Source organism: Flavonifractor sp. An92 (genome assembly GCF_002159175.1).
GTDB lineage: Bacteria > Bacillota > Clostridia > Oscillospirales > Oscillospiraceae > Pseudoflavonifractor_A.
Window position 1 is genome coordinate 1 of sequence record NZ_NFGZ01000021.1, and the last position, 20562, is coordinate 20562.

At 68.1% G+C, this 20562-nt stretch carries 28 protein-coding genes; all 28 read right to left on the reverse strand.

From position 1 onward, the window contains the following. Positions 1 to 754, reverse strand: a 754-nt coding sequence (locus B5G43_RS12490) for a hypothetical protein (protein ID WP_143382869.1), incomplete at its 3' end; no start/stop codon positions are given. A 2-nt stretch (positions 755 to 756) separates the two neighbouring features. Beyond that, entirely contained in the window at positions 757 to 1905 is a 1149-nt protein-coding gene (locus B5G43_RS12495; protein WP_158097428.1) for a siphovirus ReqiPepy6 Gp37-like family protein, read from the reverse strand. A gap of 148 nt (positions 1906 to 2053) precedes the next feature. Then, positions 2054 to 2944, reverse strand: a complete 891-nt coding sequence (locus tag B5G43_RS12500; RefSeq protein WP_087261895.1) for a phage tail domain-containing protein — start codon at positions 2942 to 2944, stop codon at positions 2054 to 2056. A 15-nt stretch (positions 2945 to 2959) separates the two neighbouring features. Beyond that, the gene (locus B5G43_RS17380) at positions 2960 to 7801 is read right to left on the reverse strand and encodes a hypothetical protein (protein WP_158097429.1); all 4842 of its coding nucleotides are present in this window, start codon (positions 7799 to 7801) and stop codon (positions 2960 to 2962) included. Positions 7802 to 7817: 16 nt separating this feature from the next. After that, the gene (locus B5G43_RS12510) at positions 7818 to 8192 is read right to left on the reverse strand and encodes a hypothetical protein (protein ID WP_087261897.1); all 375 of its coding nucleotides are present in this window, start codon (positions 8190 to 8192) and stop codon (positions 7818 to 7820) included. Further along, complete coding sequence (locus B5G43_RS12515) at positions 8185 to 8712, reverse strand: hypothetical protein (protein ID WP_087261899.1); 528 nt, start codon at positions 8710 to 8712, stop codon at positions 8185 to 8187. Before B5G43_RS12515 ends, B5G43_RS12510 begins: the two co-directional genes overlap by 8 nt. Continuing rightward, a complete protein-coding gene (locus B5G43_RS12520) occupies positions 8713 to 9348 on the reverse strand; it encodes a hypothetical protein (protein ID WP_087261901.1) in 636 nt (211 codons plus the stop codon). A gap of 5 nt (positions 9349 to 9353) precedes the next feature. Further along, a complete protein-coding gene (locus tag B5G43_RS12525; RefSeq protein ID WP_087261903.1) occupies positions 9354 to 9683 on the reverse strand; it encodes a hypothetical protein in 330 nt (109 codons plus the stop codon). Then, complete coding sequence (locus B5G43_RS12530) at positions 9680 to 10054, reverse strand: head-tail adaptor protein (protein ID WP_087261905.1); 375 nt, start codon at positions 10052 to 10054, stop codon at positions 9680 to 9682. Before B5G43_RS12530 ends, B5G43_RS12525 begins: the two co-directional genes overlap by 4 nt. 2 nt (positions 10055 to 10056) lie before the next feature. Then, positions 10057 to 10368: a head-tail connector protein gene (locus B5G43_RS12535; RefSeq protein WP_242960566.1), complete on the reverse strand. Its 312-nt coding sequence runs from the start codon at positions 10366 to 10368 to the stop codon at positions 10057 to 10059. Next, a complete protein-coding gene (locus B5G43_RS12540) occupies positions 10368 to 10781 on the reverse strand; it encodes a hypothetical protein (protein ID WP_087261906.1) in 414 nt (137 codons plus the stop codon). The genes B5G43_RS12535 and B5G43_RS12540 overlap by 1 nt, the downstream gene beginning before the upstream one ends. A 12-nt stretch (positions 10782 to 10793) precedes the next feature. Next, positions 10794 to 12080: a phage major capsid protein gene (locus B5G43_RS12545; protein ID WP_087261908.1), complete on the reverse strand. Its 1287-nt coding sequence runs from the start codon at positions 12078 to 12080 to the stop codon at positions 10794 to 10796. A gap of 19 nt (positions 12081 to 12099) precedes the next feature. After that, positions 12100 to 12804, reverse strand: coding sequence for a Clp protease ClpP (locus B5G43_RS12550; protein WP_087261910.1), 705 nt, complete (start codon positions 12802 to 12804; stop codon positions 12100 to 12102). Next, positions 12797 to 14017: a phage portal protein gene (locus B5G43_RS12555; RefSeq protein ID WP_087261913.1), complete on the reverse strand. Its 1221-nt coding sequence runs from the start codon at positions 14015 to 14017 to the stop codon at positions 12797 to 12799. Before B5G43_RS12555 ends, B5G43_RS12550 begins: the two co-directional genes overlap by 8 nt. Beyond that, positions 14014 to 14211, reverse strand: coding sequence for a hypothetical protein (locus B5G43_RS12560; protein ID WP_087261915.1), 198 nt, complete (start codon positions 14209 to 14211; stop codon positions 14014 to 14016). Before B5G43_RS12560 ends, B5G43_RS12555 begins: the two co-directional genes overlap by 4 nt. 1 nt (position 14212) lies before the next feature. Beyond that, positions 14213 to 15958: a terminase TerL endonuclease subunit gene (locus tag B5G43_RS12565; RefSeq protein ID WP_087261917.1), complete on the reverse strand. Its 1746-nt coding sequence runs from the start codon at positions 15956 to 15958 to the stop codon at positions 14213 to 14215. Continuing rightward, positions 15951 to 16442: a phage terminase small subunit P27 family gene (locus B5G43_RS12570; protein WP_087261919.1), complete on the reverse strand. Its 492-nt coding sequence runs from the start codon at positions 16440 to 16442 to the stop codon at positions 15951 to 15953. Before B5G43_RS12570 ends, B5G43_RS12565 begins: the two co-directional genes overlap by 8 nt. A gap of 268 nt (positions 16443 to 16710) precedes the next feature. Continuing rightward, on the reverse strand, positions 16711 to 17010 hold the full coding sequence (locus B5G43_RS12575; RefSeq protein ID WP_087261921.1) for an HNH endonuclease: 300 nt from the start codon (positions 17008 to 17010) through the stop codon (positions 16711 to 16713). A gap of 71 nt (positions 17011 to 17081) precedes the next feature. Then, positions 17082 to 17282, reverse strand: coding sequence for a cysteine-rich KTR domain-containing protein (locus B5G43_RS12580; protein ID WP_242960569.1), 201 nt, complete (start codon positions 17280 to 17282; stop codon positions 17082 to 17084). Positions 17283 to 17329: 47 nt separating this feature from the next. Continuing rightward, on the reverse strand, positions 17330 to 18115 hold the full coding sequence (locus tag B5G43_RS12585; RefSeq protein ID WP_087261925.1) for a hypothetical protein: 786 nt from the start codon (positions 18113 to 18115) through the stop codon (positions 17330 to 17332). 9 nt (positions 18116 to 18124) lie between these two features. Next, a complete protein-coding gene (locus B5G43_RS12590; protein ID WP_087261927.1) occupies positions 18125 to 18577 on the reverse strand; it encodes a hypothetical protein in 453 nt (150 codons plus the stop codon). Position 18578: 1 nt separating this feature from the next. Continuing rightward, the gene (locus tag B5G43_RS12595; RefSeq protein WP_143382870.1) at positions 18579 to 18956 is read right to left on the reverse strand and encodes a hypothetical protein; all 378 of its coding nucleotides are present in this window, start codon (positions 18954 to 18956) and stop codon (positions 18579 to 18581) included. A gap of 10 nt (positions 18957 to 18966) precedes the next feature. Further along, positions 18967 to 19173 carry a hypothetical protein gene (locus tag B5G43_RS12600; RefSeq protein WP_087261931.1) on the reverse strand — a complete coding sequence of 69 codons (207 nt, stop codon included), beginning with the start codon at positions 19171 to 19173 and terminating at the stop codon, positions 18967 to 18969. Continuing rightward, entirely contained in the window at positions 19166 to 19465 is a 300-nt protein-coding gene (locus B5G43_RS12605) for a hypothetical protein (RefSeq protein WP_087261933.1), read from the reverse strand. Before B5G43_RS12605 ends, B5G43_RS12600 begins: the two co-directional genes overlap by 8 nt. Next, positions 19462 to 19719 carry a hypothetical protein gene (locus B5G43_RS12610; protein ID WP_087261935.1) on the reverse strand — a complete coding sequence of 86 codons (258 nt, stop codon included), beginning with the start codon at positions 19717 to 19719 and terminating at the stop codon, positions 19462 to 19464. Before B5G43_RS12610 ends, B5G43_RS12605 begins: the two co-directional genes overlap by 4 nt. Beyond that, positions 19716 to 19889, reverse strand: coding sequence for a hypothetical protein (locus tag B5G43_RS17515; protein ID WP_164488741.1), 174 nt, complete (start codon positions 19887 to 19889; stop codon positions 19716 to 19718). Before B5G43_RS17515 ends, B5G43_RS12610 begins: the two co-directional genes overlap by 4 nt. After that, entirely contained in the window at positions 19879 to 20322 is a 444-nt protein-coding gene (locus B5G43_RS12615) for a hypothetical protein (protein WP_087261937.1), read from the reverse strand. Before B5G43_RS12615 ends, B5G43_RS17515 begins: the two co-directional genes overlap by 11 nt. Before the next feature lie 12 nt (positions 20323 to 20334). Beyond that, positions 20335 to 20547, reverse strand: a complete 213-nt coding sequence (locus tag B5G43_RS12620; protein WP_087261939.1) for a hypothetical protein — start codon at positions 20545 to 20547, stop codon at positions 20335 to 20337. Between the last annotated feature and the right edge of the window lie 15 nt (positions 20548 to 20562).

A 20562-nucleotide genomic window follows, 5' to 3' on the forward strand; every position in this document is an offset into this window, starting at 1 on the left:
GCACCGCCCAGGTGTTGGTGACCAGCGTCCCCTCCACCTTGTGGCGCAGCTGGTAGCCGAAGGCCGCCGAGCGCCGGCCGTGCCGCTCCTGGGGGATGGTCAGCTTGCCACCCTGCCACTCCGACGCCGTGAAGGCCACCGAGGCGGCCCGGGACGCGCCCAGGCTGGCGTGGAACACGGCCATCAGGCTGGGGTTCTCCTCCACCATGCGCCGCTGTTCCTCGTCCATGGGGAAGCCCAGGGTGTAGAGCCAGAGCACATAGGGCAGGCTCTCGCTGTCCGGCGGGTAATAGGCGGGCTGGCCCATGTGGGCCAGGAAGGTGCGCCGGTCGGTGACCGCCGCCTGATAGCCACCGGAGACCGCCTCCAGGCGCACATCGGCCAGGGCCAGGTCGCACACGTCCTCGGTGTCCTGGAGCTCCTCCACCACCAGCAGCTGGAAGGCGCGCACCTCCAGGGACTTGTCCATCCGGCAGACCACCGTGCCCTCCCGTTGGACCTCCAGGGTCTCGGTGCCGTCCAGAATGGCCGCCCGGCCCCGGATATACACCGCGCCAGGGTGGAACTGGAGGGTCTTTCCCTCCCGGACGGTGACCCGGCAGGCGTCGGCGTCGCTCCCTGCCATGACCCCCTTTTCGGAGAAAAAGGGGGCGAAAAAGGCGGCGTGGTCGTCGGCGTCGTACTCCCGGTCGTAGCCGCTGGGGTAGGTGGTGGTGTCGCTGGTGCGGATAGCGTTAAAAAAATAGCTTTTCATGGTTACCTCGCTCTCATCTCCCGGCGCAGCCGGGCGAACACGCTCAGGGGCGCGGCGCCGAAGGTGGCGGTGTGCCGCACGCCGGAGGCGCTCCAGACGGTCTGCATCTCGGTCAGGCGGGGGTGGGTCTCCACGCCCCAGCCGCGGTTCCGGCAGGTCACCAGGTCCCCCACCCGGTAGTCCCGGCGGTAGACGTACCGCCCGTCCAGGATCTCGCAGGTGAAGGACTGGGCGGTGCGGTACTGCTCGGCCTGGATGAGGGCCAGACGGCGCAGCTCGTCATACTCGCTGCCGGGCTCCGGCGCGTCCACCGAGAGGGACAGGTGGGTCTCCCGCCGCCGGATGCCCACCGGCTCCTCCTCCCCGTCCCGGACATAGGAGACGGTGAGGGCCTCATCGGCAAACTCCGACCCGGCCAGGGTGGTGTAGAAGAGGTTGCGGGCGTCGGAGCCGGCCTCCTCATAGGTCTGGGCCTGGGCGGTGCGGCGGTCCAGGTCGAAGATGACCCGGGTGCGGTCGCTCTGGAGGGCGGTGTGGTCCTCCCCCTCCACCACATCAAACCGGAAGGTGTGGCGGGTGAGGTCCGGGGTGATGTCGTAGCCCAGCCCGGAGGCCTCCCCCAGCGCGGCCAGCACATCGGAGAGGATCTCGTGGCGGCTCATGTACTTGTCCTCCGCCACGCCCCGGCCCAGGTCCTCCGCCACCTCCAGCCCCCACAGCCGCCGGGCCGGTAAGGTTGGGGACGCCAGATTGGCCGAGACATAGTGCTTCATGCAGGTCTCGGTGGAGCCGTTCACCGGGTCGTAGCCCTGGGCACCGGTCACCGCCGTGGCGCCGGGCGGGATGGTGATGCGGTCCTGGGTGAGGCCCTTGAGCTGGCGTCCCCGGAGGGTGCGCATCTCGCCGCCGGAGTCGTGGGCCAGGGTGAGGTCGTCGATGATCCCCCAGAAGGCCCCGTCCACCAGCACCAGACGCCCGGGGACCAGTTCGGGGGCGTGGCGGGCCTGGTCCGGTACAGTCAGGGTGAAGTACCCCGGCGTCCAGTGCCGCTCCACCAGGGTGAGCTCGGTGGCGGCGGTGCAGCGCCCCACAGAGCGGAAGGTGGGGGCCTGCTCCTCGGGGGGATCAAAGATGCGGATCTCCACCGGCATTTCGCTCTCTCCTTTCTTGTCACGCTCCGGCGGCTGCGCGGCCCGCGGCTTCCCTCCGTCTCGGGCTGGCGTCCGGGCCTTGCGGCCCTCCCCTCGCCCTCGCTCCGGTCCATCCGCGCGGCTCCGCTCGCCTCCGCGCTTCTTATTCTTAAATCCCCAAGCTCGGCACCCGCCAGCGGATGTACGCCACGGGGGTGTCCTCGGGGACCTCATTCTTCACCGCCAGGCGGTTTTCCCCCGGGGTCAGGGCCCAGGGGGTGGAGTCCAGGCTCATCCAGTGGGACACGTCCTCCCCCCGCTGGTAATCCCCCGCCTCGTCCTGCTCCCAGAGCCAGGCGGTCACGTCGGCCATGTCGATGGTGAGCTTCTGGCCCGGGGCGATGGGGTGCTGGATGGTCACCTGCTCTCCGGTGTCCAACTTGGACACCGTCACATACTGCCCGGTGGTGAACACCTCCACCGTGGGATAGATGTCCACGTCGGTGGGGTTTTCGATGGCGGCGTAGGGGCTGAAGGTACCCATGGGGGCGGAAACGGGGGCCCACGGGAAGCGCCAGACCTTGCCGATGACGCCCACGGCGGCCACGGACTCCTCCGCGCTCTCCCAGTAGGGGGAGTCGGCGGTGAAGGAAAGATCGATGGTGGAGAAGGTGCCCACCGGGGCGCTGATGGTGGGGGTGGCCAGAGGGCGGCAGCGGATCTGCACCGCGCCGTCCTCCCGGTAGTAGGTGAGGGTGCCCCAGCGGTTGGGGGCGAAGGTCTGGGCCAGCCAGGTTCGCTGCCGATCATAGGCGGCCCGGGCGCTCTCCCGGCGGCTGCCGTAGACCAGCATGGAGCCGGTCAGGTTGAGGGTAGGGGCGTCCAGGGCGGTGTGAAAGGTGGTCACGCCGTCCTGCCGGGGGGCCTTGGCGGTCTCCGCCGTGGCCGAGAGGTCGCTGGTCAGGCTGCGGAAGTACCAGGGGCCGGGCCGCTCAAAGGGCCCGCCCCCCTCAAAGGTACAGATCCGCCCGCTGTCCGAGCGCCAGGATACCGAGCGCATGACTGATCTCCTCCTTCATCGGTCCAGCTCCTCCAACGTCTTGCGGACCGTGCGCGCCACCTGGCCCTCGGTCATGCCGCCGGTGACCTGGTACGTCAGATTGGCGCTGCGGTGGTTGGTGATGGTCTGGGTGATGGTGTTTCCCACGGCGGCCAGGCCCGAGGCCACCGCCCCCAGCACCGTGCCCAGCTTGTCCAGGTCCACGGCGGGGGCGGCGGTCCCTCCGCCGCTCTGGGCGGTTCCGCCGTTCTCATAGCGGTCCCGGAGGGCCTCCACCCGGCGGTCGTAGTCCTCCTCGGCCTCGGCCAGGCGGCGTTGGTAGTCCTCCTCCAGCTGGGCAAGGGCGGACTGGTACTCCTCCTCCAGCCCCTCCAACCGGGCGTCGTAGGCGCTCTCCAGGCGCTCCAGGGCGGCGTCATACTCGGCTTTGGCGGCGTCCTTGGCAGCGCTGGCCTCCTCCCGTACCTCCTCCAGCTGGTCCTGGACGGCCTCCTTTTCCTCCTCCTTCTCCCGGTAAAAGGCGGTGTCCTCCTTGTCCTGGATGGCCTGGTCCAGGGCCTCCTGGAGGCGCTGCACCTCCTTCTCCCACTCCAGGCGCTGCTCCTCGTCCCGGGCGTAGGCCAGCTGGGCCTGAGCGGCCTCCAGGCGCTTGCGGGCGGCGGCGATGGCGTCGTCCTGCTCCTCATCCTCCCGCAGCTCCCGGCGGGCCTGGATCTCGGCGTCGATGCCCTCCAGCACGGCATTGAGCCGCTCCTCCTCCGCCTCCAGCTGGGCCTGGATCTGGGCCACGCGGGCGTCATAGGCCTCCTTGGCCGCCTGCTTCTCCGCCTCGTAGGCCTCCTTGGCCTGGGCCTTGGCGTCGTCGTAGTGCTCTTTCAGGAGCTCTTTCTCTTCCTTGAGCTGGTCCTCCAGGGCCTGGGTCTGGGCCTCGTAGGCCTCCTTGGCGGCATCCAGGCGCTCCTGGAGCTGTTCCTCCAGCTCCTTGAGCTGCTGCTCCCGCTGCTCCTTCTGCCACTGGTAGAGCTCCACCGTGGCGTCCTTCCAGGCCTTGGAGTTTTCGGCCAGGTACTGGTCCCGGAGGGCGGCCTTGCGGGTGTGGAACTCGGCCTCGCTGATGAGGTCCAGGTCCAGGAAATACTGAAGATCCTCCAGCTGCTCCTGATAGGCCTCCTCCCGGAGGGCCTGCTCCTCCTCCGCCTCGGTGCGCAGGGCGTCCTGCCAGGCCTCTCCCCCCTCGGTCAGGTGATCCGTCCGGGCCTGGGCGAGCCCCTTCAGGTACTCCTCCCAGGTGATCTCCTCGGCGTCCAGGGCCTCCCGGAGGGCCTGGAGGTCCCGCTCGTAGGCCCCCGACTGCCAGGTGTAGAGCTCCTCGTCCAGCTTCCAGCGCTCGTCCCGGTTGTTCTTCAGGTACTGCTCTCCCAGGGCGGCCTTGCGCTGGTAATAGGTCTCCTCGCGGATGAGGTCCATGGCCCGCTGGTGGTCCAGCTCCTCCACCGCCGCCCGGTAGGCCTCCAGCTCCAACTCCGCCGGGGTCTTTTCCTTGGCGGCGGTGGAGGACGAGGAGCCGCCCCGGGAGGAGGTGGTGGTGCTCTTCTTCCCGGAGGACGTGGAGGCGGAGCGGAAGTAACTGGCGCTCACCCGGTCGAAGGTGGCCAGGGACTTGGCTGCTTCCTCCAGCTCCTGGGCAGCGGCGCGGTACTCGTTGGCCTTGGTGTAATAGCTCGCCCCTTCGGCGGCGTTCTCGGCGTTGGCGCCCATGCTCTGGTAGAGGTTGGCCAGGGCCGTGAGCTGGGCCTGGGCCGAGGCGGTGGTCTGGTTGAGGGCGTTGATCTTGTCGGCCTCGGCGGAGACGATGGCGTCGGCGGCCCGCTGGGCGTCGTTGAGGGCCACCTCGTAGGCGGCGCGCTGGGTGGCGATGTAGTCCTGCAACGCCCCGTCGGCCAGCTGGTAGCCGTCCGCCGCCTCCACCAGGTAGGGGGCCAGCTGCGGGTACTCCGCCAGGAGCTTGGCGACGGTGTCCAGCTCCAGGTAGCCCGCCTCGCTCTGCTCCCGCTGGGCCTGGGCCAGCAGCTCACAGGCCCCCTGGGTGCGCTCCAGCACCCCATTCAGTTCGGCCAGCCTGGCGGAGGCCTCCCCGGCGGCGGCGCCGCTCGCCGTCAGGGCCCCGGTCTGTTCCTCCAGGGTCCCGGTGAGCCCGGCGGTGGTGGAGAGAAGCTCCCGGGCCTCCCCCTCCAGGCCGGTGATGCGCCCCTTCAGGGCCTCCACGGTGTCGGCCTGGGCCTGGGCGGCGGAGCGGGCGTTGAGGTAGTTCTGGGTCAGGGCCTCGAAGGAGCCGTCGTCGGTGGTGTCGTTCATGGCCTGCTGGGCCGCCTCGGACTCCCGCACCGCCTCGGCCAGGTCCTGCTCTGCCTGGGCGAGTTCCACCTTGAGCTGGGCGATAGCCTGATATTTTTCCGCCAGGATGTCCTGGTAGGCCTCCAGCTCATACTGCCGCTCCATGGCGTCGATGGTGCGCTCGATGGCCTGGGTGTTGATGTCATATGCCCCGGTGAGGGCGTCCACCTGGCCGATGAGGCCGGGGTAGAGCTCGTTGGCCACCGCCACCAGGCCGTTGAGGCGGCTCTGCTCCTCGCCGGTGCGGGCGGACTGGCTGTTGAGGGCCTCCAGCTCGGGCAGCAGCTCCCGCAGGGCGTCCAGCTGGGCCTTCTTGGCCGCCGCGTCGTCCAGGGCGGCCTGTTCGGCCTGGCGGAGCTGCTCCACCGTGTCCTGCCAGGCCGATCTGGTGAGGGCGGCGGAGACGGCCGCGGCCCCCAGCACCGCCGCCAGGGTGCTCACCGCAGTGACCACCGCGCCCACCGGGTTGGCGCTCATGGCGGCGTTCAGCCCCGCCTGGGCGGCGGTGGCGGCGGTGAGGGAGGTGCGGAGGGTCTGATAGACCCCCACGCCGGCGGACACCGCCTGGTTGAGCCCTCCGGTAAGGGTGAGGGCGGGCCCCAGCGCCGCGGCGAAGAGGGCCACCTGCACCGCCGTGCGCTTACTGCCCTCGTCCAGGTCGGCGAAGCTCTGCACCAGGCCGTTGAGCCCCTCCACCACCGGCGTGACCACCTCCAGCAGCTCCCCGCCGAAGGAGGCGGCCAGCTCCTTGGCCGACTCCTGGAGGATGCGCAGCTGGTTGGCGGTGCTGTCGCCGGTACGTGCGAAGTCGCCCTGGGCGTTGGCCGTCATGGCCAGGACGTACTGGTACTGGAGGGCCACCTTTTCGGCCTGGGTCATGGCGTCGTAGCTGGCCTCGATGCCCTGCTCCAGGGCCCAGGCCTCCACGTTGGCCTGGGTCATCACCACGCCCAGCTCCTTGAGGGATTCCGTCTCGCCGGTGAAGATGCCCTTGAGGGCGTTCATGGCCTGGTCCACGCCCACGTTCTTGAAGGACGCCAGGTCTCCGGCCAGGGCCACCAGCTGCATGGCCATGTCAGCGGCGGCGTCCTGGGAAAAGCCCATGCTGGTAGCCAGGTCTCCGAACAGGGCGGCCAGGTCCAGAGCGGTGCCCCGGGCCAGGCCGTAGGAGGTGAGGGTGGTGTCCGACCAGTCCTTCACCCGGTCGGCCGCGCTGCCGAAGGCCACCTCCACCTTGTTGATAGCCTCCTGGGTGTCGCTGGAGAACCGGACCGCTGCCACGCCGGCGGCGGTCAGGGGGGCGGTCACGCCGGCGGTGAGAGCGGTCCCCGCGCCGGTCAGGCGCCGGGCCGCCTCCGCAAGTCCCTGGTTCAGATGGTCCAGCTGGAGCTGGTTGATGCTCTGGAGCCTCTCACGGGCCTGTTCGGCGGCCTGCTCCGTCTCCAGCAGCTGCTTCTCCAGGCGCTGGTACTCGGCGGAGGTCTGTTCCGTCCCCGCCTCCTCCAGAGCCGCCAGCTTCTGCCGCAGCAGCTCCGCCTTGGCCTCCGTCTGGCTGATGGCCCTTTGGGCCAGCTCCTGCGCCTGGTCGAACCGCTTGGCGTCCCAGCCCTGCTCCAGCTTCTTCTGCACCAGCTCCAGGCGGGTATTCGTATTGTCCAGCGCGGCGTCGGCGTCCTCCAACCCATCCTCCAGGGCCTGGGCCGCCGCTCTGGCCTGCTCCTCCAGCTGGGTGAATTGCAGGCGGTTTATCTTGGTCAGTTCCTCCTGCGCGTCCCGGGCGGCGGACTCGGTCTCGGCCAGCTCTCGGTCCAGGCGCTGGTAAGCCGCACAGGTCCGCTCAGTTCCTGTCTCCTCCAGGGCCGCCAGCTTCTGCCGCAGCAGCTCCGCTTTGCGCTCGGTCTCCTCCACCGCCTGGGCAGCCAGTGCCTGGGCTTGGCGAAAGTCCTCCGTGTCCCAGCCCTGCTCCAGCTTCTTCCGCACCAGCTCCAGGCGGGTCCGGGTGTTGTCCAGCGCGGCATCGGCGTCCTCCAACCCATCCTCCAGGGCCTGGGTCGCCGCTCTGGCCTGCTCCTCCAGCTGGGTGAATTGCAGGCGGTTTACCTTGGTCAGTTCCTCCCGGGCGCCCCGGGCGGCCACCTCCGCGTAGCTCAGCTCCCGGCGGAGGGCCTCGTACTGCTCCCGCTGGGTCTGGCTGAAGCCAGACGGGTCCCCCAGGGTCTCCAGGGCCTTGCGCAGCAGCTGGGCCTTTTGCTCGGTCTCCTCCACCGCCCGGCGGGCCAGCTCCTGGGCCCGCTGGAACTGACTGGGGTCCCACTCCAGCTTCAGGCTGTTGCGCAGGGTGTCCAGCTCCGACTGGGTGGTGCGGATGGAGCGGTTGGCCCCATCCAGCGCCGTTTTCAGCTTGGTGGCGTTGCCGCCGATCTCGATGGTGATGCCCTTGGTATACCGGGCGCTTACTGCCATAGGTCCGCTCCTCTCCTCACAGCCGCGCCAGCAGCTCGTCCATGATCTGATCGATCTCCGCCTCCAGAGCCGGGCGGATGTGGGGCCGGGCCGCCATGCGCACCGAGCCGTCCCGGTTGTGGGTACCGTACTCCAGAAGGTACGTCAGGTCCGGCCGGTTGGCGTTGTAGAGCACCTTGACCCGCTCGCCGCCGCGCCTCTCGGTGCGGATGCGCCAGCCTTTCCGGTACGCGCCGGTCTTTTCCAGCTTCACATTGGTCAGGCGCTCCTTCAGCTCCAGAGCCCGCTTTCCGATGACCTCGTCCAGCGTCAGCTCCGCGTTCATTACCTCCTTCTCACACAGGTCGGTGAGATAGAGGCCGAAGTCCTCCATGGAAATGGTGTCAGCCATGGCGCTCCTTCTTTCTTCTGCGGGGATAGAGCTGGGCCATTTCCGCGCCGGTGAGCCTGCGGTAGGTCTTGCGCTCCGGGTCCCGGAGGGCGGCCAGGCGCTTCAGGAGGCCCAGCAGGTGCAGCAGCGGCAGCTCGTACAGGAGGGCCGGGTCCACCCCGGCCAGCACCAGGGCGGCCAGCAGCCGGTACTCGTCGAAGGGTGCGCCGTCTCCCGGCTCTCCGTCCTCCCATCCCTCCAGAGCCCGGTCCCCGGCCAGCAGGGCGTCCCGGGCCGCCCGTCCCTTGGCAGGGAAATCTCCGTCCCGCCGGGCCTGCTCCGCCAGCTCCAGAAGGGGCGGGCGGCGAGCCGCGGGGATCATCAGGTGGCACATCCGCAGCAGCACGCCCTCCCGCTTCCTGGGCGGCATGGGCCGCCGGAGGGCCTCCACCACGCTCTCCCCGTAGGCGGCGCGGTAGCGCAGGGCGGAGACGGCGGCGGTGTCCAGCGGATACCGCCTGCCGTTCAGCTCCAGCTCCATTTAGGGGCTCTCCGCCGCCACCTTGGGCACGGGGACGGTCTTGTCGAAGTTGGCATACCCCACGTCGTCGTAGCGGCAGGTGTAGAGGAAGGCCTTGCGGCCCACACCCCGCTCGTCCAGGTAGTCGCCGGTGCCCTCGGCGTCCTTCAGGGGGTCGCCGTAGGCCCGGAAGGGGTAGGTGTAGGAGCCGAACTCCAGGCTGTTCTTGTCGGTGGTGTGGGTAGCCGCCCCCTTGCCCAGCTCCACATTGAACATCCAGACCTTCACCACGCTCTGCTTGCCGTCCTCGTCGGTCTCCAGGTACTCGTAGTACAGCGCGCCCCGCAGATAGCTGACGATGTCGGTGGTGATGAGGCCGTTGGCCCCCTCCAGGGCGAAGCCGGCGGCCTTCTCGATCTCGGGGTCGGCGGCGGTGGTGCCGATCTCGCCCTCGTAGCCGGTGTCGTTGGGGATGCGGCAGACCAGGCGGTCGTCGGCGTACTGCTCCGCCGCCTCCAGCAGGGCGGAGGGGTTGATGCTCTGGGCGTACTTCATCTCCAGAGGGGTGGTGGCGTACCCCTCGGCCTCCCGGGGGGCGAATTTCATGTTCTGGACGCCGTGGTAACCGGCGGCCTTGGTACGGGTCTTTCCTGCCATATTCCTCATTCCTTTCCGATGAGCGCTTTGCACTCAAAAATCTTGTGTTGGGTCTGATCGTCGGCCCCGTCCAGGACCTCGGGCCAGGTGAAGCCCGCCCGGACCAGGGCCTCCCCCACCCGGCGGCACAGCTGCATGCCGTTCTCCCCCAGAGGGAGAAAGAGGTGGACCTGCACCAGGGCCCGGTACCACACCGGGGCGTTGTCGGCGAACTGGTGGGGCAGCAGGTCGTAGTGGAACACCAGGCACCGCTCCCGGCTCCCCGTGTCGGTGTCGGGCACCACGGGGAGGCCCAGGGGGCTGAGGGCGTCGATGATGCGCTGGTTGAGGGTCATTTCGCCGCCTCCTTCCGCTGCACCTTGACCTCCATCCAGGCGTGCCGGTCCCCGATGTCCCGGACGGAGATCACCTCGTAGGGCCGGGGATCGCTCCCCCGGAACACGGTGCAGGTGGTGGTGATTTTCGGGGTATACCGCAGGGTGAGGGTGGCCGGGTCGGTGACGCCGGCCTGGCGGGCGGCGTAGACCTCGCTGCCCCAGGCGTCCTCCCACTTGCAGGAGCGGCCGCCGCCGGGGCCGAACACGTTCACCGGCTCCTGGAGCCGGTAGCCGTCGGTGTCCCGCAGCACCTCCCCCGTCTCGTCCCGGGGCAGGTCGAACACAGTGATGCGGGTGCGCAGATCTCCCGCACCGATCTGTTTCGGCATGGCTATTCCTCCTCCCCGGCCGGCTCGGTGAGCTTCAATTGGGTCAGCATCCGCCGGAAGGCCGGATTGTCATTGACGATGGTGCCGGTGATGGTGGCGTCTCTCAGATCGAAGTCCCGCAGGACCATGAAGTGAATACACAGGTCATAGAGCGCCCGCCGGGAGGTGCCATCGGCAGGCTTCGCCACTCCGGCGTTGCTCATGTACTCCTCAGCGGCGGAGTGTAAACCCTCCAGCACCAGCAGTTCCTCGGCGCTGGGCTCCTCCATGCGGCAGTAGGCCAGCAGCGCCGCCCGCTCGGTCTCGGTCAGCATCAGACCGCCAGGGTCCAGCCGTTGGCGGCGGGACGGTAGAGCCCTGCGGCCGCGGCCAGGGCGGAGCAAACCACCGCCGCGTCGCCATTGTGCTGGAATTTCAGGCCGATGTAGCGGGGATTGGCGGGGTCAACCCGGTAGCTCACCACCGCCAGCTGGGGCTGGGTGCCCACGCTGTCGGTAAACACCACGGCGTCACCGATGGCCTTGGCGCTGCCGCCGCCCTCCTCCTCGGAGCCCATCAGGGTGACCGTCAGGGTCTTACCCTCGCCCAGGGCGGCGGTGGACACGAAAAACGCGATCTCGCCCACGCCGGAGGCGTCCACAAAGGAGGTGCTCTTGTCCGTGGACGCATCCACGGACTGGGGGGCGAACACATTGGCACAGGCCAGCTCTTCAAAGATCCTTTTCATGCCGTCTCCTCCTTACTTCCGCGCCGCCAGCGCCACAAAGGGGCTGCGGGTCTTGTCGCTGTTCTTGATGGTCAGGGGCTTGCTCACCTTGGGGCCGCCGTTGCAGCGGTACACCACCCGGAAGCAGTTCTGGTCGGTGAGGAACTCCACATGGATGGACCAGTCCTGCTTGACGGTGCCCTTGGTGAGCAGGATGTACTGGTAGGGGTCCACCAGCAGGATATCGCCGGCGCTGCCCAAGGCGGAGCAGCTGTCCTCAAAGAGGACGGGCTTGTTGAGGACCCGCTGGGTGTCGAAGTTGCCCAGGCCGCCCTCGGGGTTCCAGAGGAACTTGGCGGCCTCGCCGCTCTGGATGGACAGGGTGGGCAGCTGCTCCTCCACGTCGGGGTGCATCAGCCACACCAGGCGCTCCCGGTTGCGGGGCATGGAGCGGGCCTGCATCTTGATGGCGTTGGCGCCCAGGAAGGTGCCGGCGGCCTGGCTGTCCTCCTTGGCCACGGTGACCAGGGCCTTGGAGTGGAGCAGGCCCAGGGGCTTGCCCACGCCGTCGCCGCAGATGACCCCCTCGGTGAGCAGCCGGTCTCCGGCCAGGGTGAAGGAGTTGGCGGCGAAGCTGGAGAGGAAGGCGGCGTCCTCCAGCATCTCATCGGTGCAGTAGAGGAAGCCCATCATCTTCTCCAGGTCCATCTTCATCTCCCGGAACTTCGGGCTGCTGGCGTTCACCGCAGCGCCCTCGGCGGCCCAGTACATCTGCACGCCGCCGAACACGGCCTTGGACACGTCGGTCTCGTCGGCGGCGATCCAGCGCATGGAGTTGGCGGAGGCGGAGCAGGTGTAGCGGTCCAGGCGGTTGAGCAGCGGGCTGCGCTCCACGGCGCTCTCCATGATGGCCCCGGCGAAGTCGGTCTGGAGGGCGAAGCCGCCGTCGGCGCCGCTGCCCCCGTTGGTGCCCAGGACGGCGTTATTCACCTGGTGCAGGCGCTTGTCCTCCACGTGGTTCTTGCGGAAGTTGTAGATGGCGCGCAGCTGCTCGCCCACCGTGGCAAAGGGCCGCTCCCCGCCCTCGCCCTCGTCCCGGGCGGGGCGGGTGTGCAGCGCGCCGTCGTAGACCGGCCCGGCGCTCTCCCGGCTGGCCTGGGCCAGCTTCTCCAGGCCGGCGATCTGCTGGTTGATGGTCTCCATCTGCGCGGTGATCTGGTCGGCCTCCTGGAACTTGTCCTCCGCCACCAGGCCCTCGGCCTGGGTGAGCAGCCGGCTCTTCTCGGCCCGCAACTCGGTGATCTTCTCCATGAAATCCATGTGCGTCTCCTTTCGCTCGTTAAAATCGTGCCAGCGCCCGGAGTCTGGCCAGGGCGCGTGCGCTCTGCTCGTTCCGCTCCTCCCCGGAGCGCCGGTCTGTGAGGTGTTCCTGATACCGCTCCCGCATGGCGGCGGTCAGGCGGATGCGCCGCCCGGCCGACGCCACGAAGGCCGCCGGGTCCTCCTCCCCGCCGGGCAGGCCCACGATCTCGTCGATGAGGCCGTACTCCCTGGCCTGGGTGGGGGTGATCCAGATGTCCTTGTCCATGAGGGTGATGAGCTCCTCCCGGGTCTTTGCGCCGCTCCGGGCGGTGTAGACCTCCAGGATGCAGTCCCGGGCGTTGCGCAGGGCCTCGGCGGAGCGGCGCATGTCCCGGAAATCCCCCTCCGCCACCCCGCTGGGGTTGTGATAGCAGAGCAGCGCCCCCGGTTCGCTCCGGATGGTGGTACAGCCGGCGGCGGCCAGGGTGGCGGCGCTGGCGCCGTAGCCCTGGAAGAGGGCGGTGGTGTGGCCGGGGTAGCGCCGGAGCATGGAGCGGATCTCATTGCCCACGGCCATGTCCCCGCCGGGGGAGTTGATGAGGAGGGTAACTTCCTCCCCGCCCGCCGCCTCCAGGGCGGCGGCGATGTCCATGGGGGCGGTGATGTCCCGCCACCCCCACCAGCGCAGCACGTCGGCGGAGTCGTTGTCCCACAGCTCCCCCCGCAGCGCGATATCAGCCATTCGTATCCTCTCCTCTCAGGACGGACTCCAGGGAGCCCAGATTCTTGGTCACCAGGAACTGCTTCCCCAGTCCGCCCGGGATGGGGTTGAGCTCCTCCTTGGCCCGGGCGTCGTCGGGGCACAGGACGGAGTGCTCGATGAGTTTCACATAGAAGTCCGCCCGGGTGGTGGGGTCGGCCCGGAGCAGGGCCTCCACGTTGCCGTGGACGTACACGCCGCTCTGGCGCTGGGCAGGGGCGGGCAGCTTGTAGGTGTCCTCGCTCTCCCACTGCACCACATAGGGCAGCAGGGTGTCGGTGACGTAGTTGAGCCGCTGCTGGGCGTTGGAGTCGTAGCTCTCCTTGCCGGTCTGGAGCATGTGCTTGGGCACGCCGGTAAAGCGGCTGATCTCCTCCACGGTGAAGCCCCGGCTCTCGATGAACTGGGCGTCGCTCTGGCTCAGGCCCAGAGGGGTGAACTTCATGTCGTGGTCCAGCACCGCCACGGCGAAGGCGTCGTCGGCGGCATAGGTGCGGAACTCCTGCTTGATGCGCCGGCGGGTCTCGGGCTTGGCGTCGGTGCCCACCTCCACGATGCCGGACAGCCGCGCCCCGTTCTGGTAAAATTTCTTGCCGTACCGCTGGGCCATGGCGTCCACCGCGATGGCCTCCCGGGCCAGCTCCAGCAGTCCACGTCCCCGGAGCCCGTCGTAGGTCTCAAAGTACAGGATGGACAGCTCGTAGTTGGAAAAACTCCGCTGCACCCCGTCCACGTTGTAGTCGTACCAGTACGCCCCGCTGTCCCGGTCCCGGCGGAGGGTGCAGCACTCGCTGGGCAGGGGCAGGCGCTCCACCACCCGGCCGCCGGAGTCCCGGCGGTTCCACACCGCCCCGAAGCCGTGCCAGAAGGCGTTGGACAGCACCACCTTCCGCAGCAGGAAGGGGGACATGTAGTCGTTGGGGCGCACCTTCATCACCCGGTCCAGGTCAGCGTCGCTCACCGCCACCCGGGCCTCCCCCTCCTTCCGGTACAGACCGAAGGGGATGAGACCGAAGGAATTGGTCAGGATGCGGTGGGCGGCCGCCACCGGGGAGAGGCGCTGGGCGTTGGTCTGGGTAGCCATCAGCTCCTCGCCGCCGGAAAAGACCTGCCGGAGCCAGCCCGTCAGCTCCTCCCAGGGGATGGGGGTCTCCTCCACGGACGCCCTGGGGCGCACCGCCTGATTCAGGATCACCGGCCGCCACCCCCTCGGGAGCGGGCCACCAGCACGGCGTAGGCCGTCAGGCACACCCCGGCCACGGCCAGGGCGGCAGGACGCCCGCCCAGGTCCAGAGCCGCCCGGACGAAGCAGACCCCTCCGGCCAGCAGCAGCAGGTCGTCCAGATAGAGCGCCAGGGCCCTGCCTACCCGGCGCAGTCCATTTCTCACATCAGATCCCCCATTCCTCGTTCAGTACATGCTCGTTGATGTCCGGCCCGGCCGGCATACGGACCATGGCGGTGGCCATGGCGATGATCCAGGCCACGGTCATGTCGATGCGCCCGGTACTTTTATTCTTCATGGGCTTCAGATTTTCGTTGCCGTCCACGTAGCACCGTACGTTTCCGAAGCACCAGCGGGCGGTGGTGTTGTGCTCGTGGAGCATCTGGTGCAGCCGGATGAGCCGCTCCAGCTCCTTCATGGCGGGGGACAGGTTTTTCATGTCCTGGGGGATCTCCACCACGTCCACCCCCCGCTCCATGAGGCGGGGGGTCAGGGTGCGGGAGAGGTAGGGGTCCACGCCCAGCGTGTCCAAGTCGAACACGTCGGCGCACCCGGCCACCGTATCCTCCACCTGGGTGAAGTCCACCATGTCCCCCGGGCACAGCTCCAGAAAACCTGCCCGGGCCCAGTCCCGGTAGGGGACGTGGTCCCGCTGCTCGGCCTCCAGCACGCCCTCCTCCGGCCGCCAGGCCCAGAACAGGGCCACCCAGGTGTCCAGCCCCTCCTGGGGCGGGAACAGCAGGGTCAATGCTGTGAGGTCGGTGGTGGTGGACAGGTCCAGCCCGCCGAAGCACTTCTTTCCGGCCAGGAAATCCCGCACCGCCTGCCGCCGTGCGGGGGCGTTGAGGGCCTTCCACTCCTCCCGGTTGAGCTGTGTCTTGTCGTAGAGCCCCAGGGGGAGCCAGCCCACCGCGTGGGTGGCGATCCACTGATTGAGGCGGAGCCACCGGAAAAGCCGCTCGGCCGCCTCGCTCTGTCGGGCCGCCCGGGCCTCCGCCCGGAATTTCCGCAAGCTCAGGTTGTGGCCCAGGCCCGGATTGCACGCCCGCCAGACGGCCTCGTCCCAGATGTCCAGCTCCGCGATGCGCTCCGGGTCGTCTCTGGTGAGGACCGACACGCCGTACATGATGGGGCACCAGGCCGGATCATCGGTGTCCAGCTCCCGCTCGGGCTCCCCCCGCCGCCAGGCCAGGATGCGCCGGCACTTCTCATGGACCTCCCAGCCGATGCTCTTCCGGTCCGGGTCGTCTCCGGCGGTGGTCAGCACGATGACCGCCTGCTGGCGCCGGGCGGCGTCGGAGCCGGCGGTGAGCACGTCCCACAGCTTCCGGTTGGGCTGGGCGTGGAGCTCGTCGATGAGGATGGCGGAGAAGGAGTAGCCGTGCTTGCTCTCGGCGTCGGCGGAGTAGACCTTCAGCACGCCGCCGTATTTGGTATGGATCTCCCGGCGGCTGTCCCGGGCCCAGGCCACGGGGTCGTGCTCCGGCTGGCCCAGGCAGGTGTGCTTCACCATGTACTTGGCGCACTGGTAGATGATGTCGGCGTTGTTCTTGTCAGCGGCAAAGACCCCCACCTGGGGCCGGGCCTCCCCGTCAAAGAGGAGGTGGTAGAGCCCCAGCGCGGCGGCGAACTCGCTCTTGCCGTTCTTCTTTGGGATCTCGTCGTAGAGGAAACGCCGGTACCGCACCCAGGTCCCGTCCTCGTCCCGGACCTGGACGCCGTAGAAGAGCCGGATGGCCTCCTCCTCCCAGGGCAGGAGTTCAAAGGGCTTTCCCGCCCACTCGTTCTGCCCGAAGCACAGGAGGGAGAAGAAGTCCAGCACGTCCTGGACGGCCTCCGGGCAGTAGCGCAGCTCCGCGCCGTCGTCCGGCGCGCACACTGTCACCGGTCCCAGTGGAAGCAGTTCAGGCACGGCGCATCCGCTCCTCCATCATCTGCTCAAAGGCGTTTTTCTCCTTTGGCTTGGACCCCTCCGGCAGCACCAGGCGGCAGCGGCTGGTGATGGTGAGCCCCAGGTCGTTGGCACAGGCCCGGGCCTGCTTGAAGTAGGTGTCCAGGACTTTGGTGGCCTCCTTGAGGGCGTCGCCGTCCTGGTCCGCCAGCGCCGCGTGAACGATGGCCAGGGTCTGGGTATAGTTGGCCTGGGCCACCACGTAGCGCCCCAGGGTATCGGCGTCCAGCTGGGCGGCGCCCAGATCCGCGGCCAGCAGCTCCTTGGCCAGGGCCCGGAACTCCTTCCGGTTCCCTTCGGGCAGCCACTTGGGCACGCGCAGGGTCTTGGGCTTGGGCAGGTCCACCTCCTGGGCGGCCCGCTGGGCCTTTTCGGCCTTGCTCAGGTGCTTGCGGCCGTTCCCCTCCAGCACGCTGAGCCTCTGTCTCGGTCCGGGTATGGTCATCCCTCCTCTCCCGGTGTGGGGCGCGGTTTTTCCGTGGGGAGAAAAGCTCACACGGAGGGTGCCGCGCGGTCTTGGACGGTTCGCCCCCAAACATTTCCAGCCCGGGGCGGTCTCCCGCAAGCCGCAGGCTTGCCGCGCCCCCGCCCGGGCGCAGCGGGAGCGCGGGCGCGCACCCAAGCGTCCCGCCCCTTCTGCTCCGGCCCGCCGCTCAGGAGCGGGCGTGTTTCCGCCGTTCCTCCGCCTGTTCCCGGGCGGTCTTTTGGTCGTGTCAGTGCTTGCACAGGCTCTGGTGGTTGGCCGGGTCGATGAAGAGCTGCCAGTCCCCCCGGTGGGGCGTGATGTGGTCCACCACGGTGGCCCGGGTGCGGGCGCACTCCCGGCACCAGGGCTCCCGCAGGAGCTGGGCGGGCCGCAGGTCGTCGGTCCAGACGCGCAGGTTGTACCAGCCGTGGTACTCCGCCGAGGTCCGGCGGGGCGCCTTGACCGGCTTGTGCTTGGGGCAGTACCCCTCCCGAGTTAGGGCGGCACACCCCGGGTGCCGGCAGGGCCGGAGCGGCTTTAAGGCCACGGGCTATCACCTCCGGGCAAAACAAAAAGCGCCCAAGCCACCGACACCCCCTTACGGGGTCTTGTCATGGCTCAGGCGCTGGTCACAATGGACGCGGGCTCAGGCGCTTCGATATTCACGAGTGTTTCCTGTCCGCAGCGCTTGCACTTGCGGGGCAGGTTTCGGACGGCAGTGTCCGGCCGGGTCAGCAGCAGCTTTCCCTTTCCGCACACCGGGCAGATGACCCATCCGTCCCGTACGATTAGTTTACCACAGTTTGAGGTATGTTGCAACATTTGTTCTCCTTTTCTCCGGGGCTTTCCAGATGATACAGAGTGTTTCAAGTCCGAACAAGACGCGAGGGCTGTTCGGTTGTCCGCTTTTTGCGCGGCGGTCGCGCTCCTTTTCGCTCCTCCTTTTTATCCGGCATGAGATACTTTAGATATAGGTAGTCGCCCCACTCGTTGTGCTCTTCCCGCCGGTCCAGGATAATGGCCCCGGGCGGCGCGGCGATGGTGACGGTGTCCGGGACGCTCTCGCTCTCGGTCCTGGGCTTGTTGAGTCCCAGAGAGGCCGACCAGCTCCGGGCGCCGGGCTCGGGTCGGCCCACCTCTCTGGGCTCTTTGGTGAGGTACTTGGCCAGGGCCTCGTAGCCCTGCCACAGGTCCAGGCGCTCCACCTCGATCTGCCCCCAGACCCAGAGGGAGCGGAGCACCTCCAGATCGTCGCCGGTGCCGTTGAGCACCATGTGGTGGTGGAGCCGCCCGCCCTCCGAGGAGAGCTGTTCAGTCACGTAGACATACCGGGTGGGCTGGCCCCGGGCCCGGCGGTGGGCCCGGAGCTGTTTGATGAATTTCCGCATCCGCTTGACGGCCTCCGCCCGGTTGGGCGGCAGGTGGGCCTCGTCATAGGTGGCGATCACATGAAGGTCCCGGCGGCCGAAGTTGGCCGCCAGGATCATCTCCAGCTTCTGCCAGGCGCGGCGCAGGTTGACCCGCTCCTGCGCCGCGGAGGACATCTGGGCCTTGGAGGTCCGCTCCTGCGGTCCGTCCCGCACCGTGGGCGCGGTGTAGCACACACCCGCCACCAGCAGCCCGGCGATGATGGTTTTCAGTCGCTTGGCCACCCCCTCACCTCACCCTTTCTTTTCCAGAGGCCTGCCGCAGTGCCAGCAGAATTTGACCATATTGGGATGGACCGGCTGGGCAAAGTCATCATCAATGATAGTGTACTCAGCACCGCACCACGCGCAGGGCATTCCACCTTTCGTAATGTCACCCGGATCGTGGCGTTCCTCCTGGCACAGCGTCCAGTGCGGACAGTCCTTCCCGCCGCGGCCTCCCCTGGCCGCGATCCCCCGCTCCCGCATATACGGGCAGGTCACGATCCCACTCTCCATCGGGCGGTTGGCGTAAGGCTCGGCGTGGCCGCAGACCCAGCACACGCCCCGCAGCTGCTCCGGGCTCGGAGCAAGGCGCAGAGCAACCACCGCCATGTCCAGTGCCTCCAGCGTCTCCTCCGTGCCGGGCCACTTTGCCTCCGTATGCCTCAGGCGCTCCAGCACCATGATCGCGTCTTTCACTTCCATGTCAGTTCTCCCCCCTCGAAGCCGGGCACATGGTACAGGGCTTTCCGTCGGTACTGGACGGCGGACGATACATGCACAGGGCGCACGGCCCGTCCTTCCACGCCTCCACCAGCTCCCGCAGACGGTCCAGAGGGATGCCGCCCACCAGCTTCATCCTGGCCGCCACATCCTCCCGCATGGTCATGCGCTGGTTCACCAGCACGGACAGCCGGTCCAGGTCGTAGTCGTCGCCCAGGATGTCCTCAATGGCACCCAGGCGGTCCACAATCCTGTCCAACTCCTCGCAATCACAGATCTCACTGCAATCGGAGGGACAGGTCTCACTGCACTTCATGTAGTACCCATCGCCGTTATAGTGTTTTTCAGTCAATCGTTCCATGTTGTTCTCCCTAAAATCCCCGCGGTTTTTGGGCGATGCGGAGCAGGGCCTCCTGGGTCCCGGTCAGCTCCGGCTTCCGCAACGCCTCCAGGGCCAGCTCGTAATGCCCCCGCTGCTCCAAGAGCTCGGCCCGCAGGGCCTCTGAGCAGTGGGGCAGCACCTGATCCGTGTCCCGGATCACCTTCTCAAAATAGGCAATCGCCTTGTTCTTATCCATACCGCTCCTCCCAGGGTACGAAATGCTCCCCGCAGATCTGCCGGAGCCTCTGGTCCAGCTTGGTCTTGGTGTACTCCATGTCTTTGGTGTCCTCCACGGTCATGGCGGCGATGTCGTGGATGGCCTGGTCGAAGGCCGCCGAATAGGCAGGGGTACGGCCAGGGCCCATATGGAACACCTCAGCAGCCGCAATGAGGGCGGCGTCCTTGGCCATTTGCATGTCAATCATCTGCTGACGGGCCAGCCTGGTGTCCATGACGGCCTGGAGCTTCTTTGCATAGGCGTTTTTCATCGTCTCCCACCCCTCAATCGGAAATAATAGATCCTGGTGCCGTCCTCAAAGATCCTCATGGTCGGCTCATCCAGGATGCCGGTGGCATCCAGCTTGTCCACCATAGCCTTGGACGCCGTCCAGGATGGCCCAGGAATGTGGTCCTTCCAGGGGCCGACCAGCTTACACTTGGCCGCCCGGGTGGGCGGGTAGGTCACCGCAAGGTGGCCCCCCTCCGCCAGCACCCGGAGGATGGTATACACATCCACCGTCATGCCCGTCTCCCCTCCCCGGTACGCAGGGAGAGCATCTTCTCCCGGGTCAGCTTATCCACGACGCGCCCCAGTTCCTGGTAGCCGCAGATTTTAGCCAGGTCCTCCAGGTGCCACAGGGTCTGCGCCGTCACCAGGATGCGGATGCGGCGCTGGTTGGTCCTACGGCTCATTCCGCATCACCTCCCCGGTGTCCAACTTGGACACCCGATCCAGGGCCCGCCCGGCGGCGCGCCAGTCGCTGAGGGGATAGGCCACCGTCCCGGCGGCCATGTTGCGGAGCATGGTTTCGGTGACCTCCGGCTCCCCCGCCTGGGCCACCGAGCGGAAGCACCCCAGCCCATGGGCGCTGCGGTAGGCCTTCAGCTTTTCCTGAATAGCCCGCTTCTCCTCGGCGCCCCGGCCGGTAGGGACGGCGGAGGGCTCCTCCGGGGCGTCCGGCCCGGCGTTCTCCTCTCCCGGCTCGGGAAGGGCGAGCACCTCCAGCTCCATTCCCTCCGGCACCACCAGCACACCCTGGTGCAGGCTCTCCACCACATAGTCCCGCAGCTCCTCCAGGCCCTCCCGCTTCAGCTGCGGAGCGCGGACGATCAGCACATCGCGCATGGTACTTCCCTCCTATCCCGGCCGGTACAGCGGGCAGGCCACCACCAGGTAGCTCTCCACGCTGCGGGCCTTGTCCTTCTTCTTCGGGGACTGGAGCCGGATGTCCCGGCGGATGGCGCTCCAGCCCTCCACGGGCTTCCCTTCCAGGGACCAGGGGCAGCCCCGCTCCCCGTCTGCGCTGGGCACCGCGTTGGCGCAGCTCCAGCACAAGGTCTGTACATTCATGAAAACCTCCCTCTC

Bases quoted from the DNA above. Each gene is read 5' to 3' on its own strand.
- B5G43_RS12495 (WP_158097428.1), bottom strand. From the start codon at position 1,905: ATGCCGGTGGAGATCCGCATCTTTGATCCCCCCGAGGAGCAGGCCCCC.
- B5G43_RS12500 (WP_087261895.1), bottom strand. From the start codon at position 2,944: ATGCGCTCGGTATCCTGGCGCTCGGACAGCGGGCGGATCTGTACCTTT.
- B5G43_RS17380 (WP_158097429.1), bottom strand. From the start codon at position 7,801: ATGGCAGTAAGCGCCCGGTATACCAAGGGCATCACCATCGAGATCGGC.
- B5G43_RS12510 (WP_087261897.1), bottom strand. From the start codon at position 8,192: ATGGCTGACACCATTTCCATGGAGGACTTCGGCCTCTATCTCACCGAC.
- B5G43_RS12515 (WP_087261899.1), bottom strand. From the start codon at position 8,712: ATGGAGCTGGAGCTGAACGGCAGGCGGTATCCGCTGGACACCGCCGCC.
- B5G43_RS12520 (WP_087261901.1), bottom strand. From the start codon at position 9,348: ATGGCAGGAAAGACCCGTACCAAGGCCGCCGGTTACCACGGCGTCCAG.
- B5G43_RS12525 (WP_087261903.1), bottom strand. From the start codon at position 9,683: ATGACCCTCAACCAGCGCATCATCGACGCCCTCAGCCCCCTGGGCCTC.
- B5G43_RS12530 (WP_087261905.1), bottom strand. From the start codon at position 10,054: ATGCCGAAACAGATCGGTGCGGGAGATCTGCGCACCCGCATCACTGTG.
- B5G43_RS12535 (WP_242960566.1), bottom strand. From the start codon at position 10,368: ATGCTGACCGAGACCGAGCGGGCGGCGCTGCTGGCCTACTGCCGCATG.
- B5G43_RS12540 (WP_087261906.1), bottom strand. From the start codon at position 10,781: ATGAAAAGGATCTTTGAAGAGCTGGCCTGTGCCAATGTGTTCGCCCCC.
- B5G43_RS12545 (WP_087261908.1), bottom strand. From the start codon at position 12,080: ATGGATTTCATGGAGAAGATCACCGAGTTGCGGGCCGAGAAGAGCCGG.
- B5G43_RS12550 (WP_087261910.1), bottom strand. From the start codon at position 12,804: ATGGCTGATATCGCGCTGCGGGGGGAGCTGTGGGACAACGACTCCGCC.
- B5G43_RS12570 (WP_087261919.1), bottom strand. From the start codon at position 16,442: ATGACCATACCCGGACCGAGACAGAGGCTCAGCGTGCTGGAGGGGAAC.
- B5G43_RS12590 (WP_087261927.1), bottom strand. From the start codon at position 18,577: ATGGAAGTGAAAGACGCGATCATGGTGCTGGAGCGCCTGAGGCATACG.
- B5G43_RS12595 (WP_143382870.1), bottom strand. From the start codon at position 18,956: ATGGAACGATTGACTGAAAAACACTATAACGGCGATGGGTACTACATG.
- B5G43_RS12600 (WP_087261931.1), bottom strand. From the start codon at position 19,173: ATGGATAAGAACAAGGCGATTGCCTATTTTGAGAAGGTGATCCGGGAC.
- B5G43_RS12605 (WP_087261933.1), bottom strand. From the start codon at position 19,465: ATGAAAAACGCCTATGCAAAGAAGCTCCAGGCCGTCATGGACACCAGG.
- B5G43_RS12610 (WP_087261935.1), bottom strand. From the start codon at position 19,719: ATGACGGTGGATGTGTATACCATCCTCCGGGTGCTGGCGGAGGGGGGC.
- B5G43_RS17515 (WP_164488741.1), bottom strand. From the start codon at position 19,889: ATGAGCCGTAGGACCAACCAGCGCCGCATCCGCATCCTGGTGACGGCG.
- B5G43_RS12615 (WP_087261937.1), bottom strand. From the start codon at position 20,322: ATGCGCGATGTGCTGATCGTCCGCGCTCCGCAGCTGAAGCGGGAGGGC.
- B5G43_RS12620 (WP_087261939.1), bottom strand. From the start codon at position 20,547: ATGAATGTACAGACCTTGTGCTGGAGCTGCGCCAACGCGGTGCCCAGC.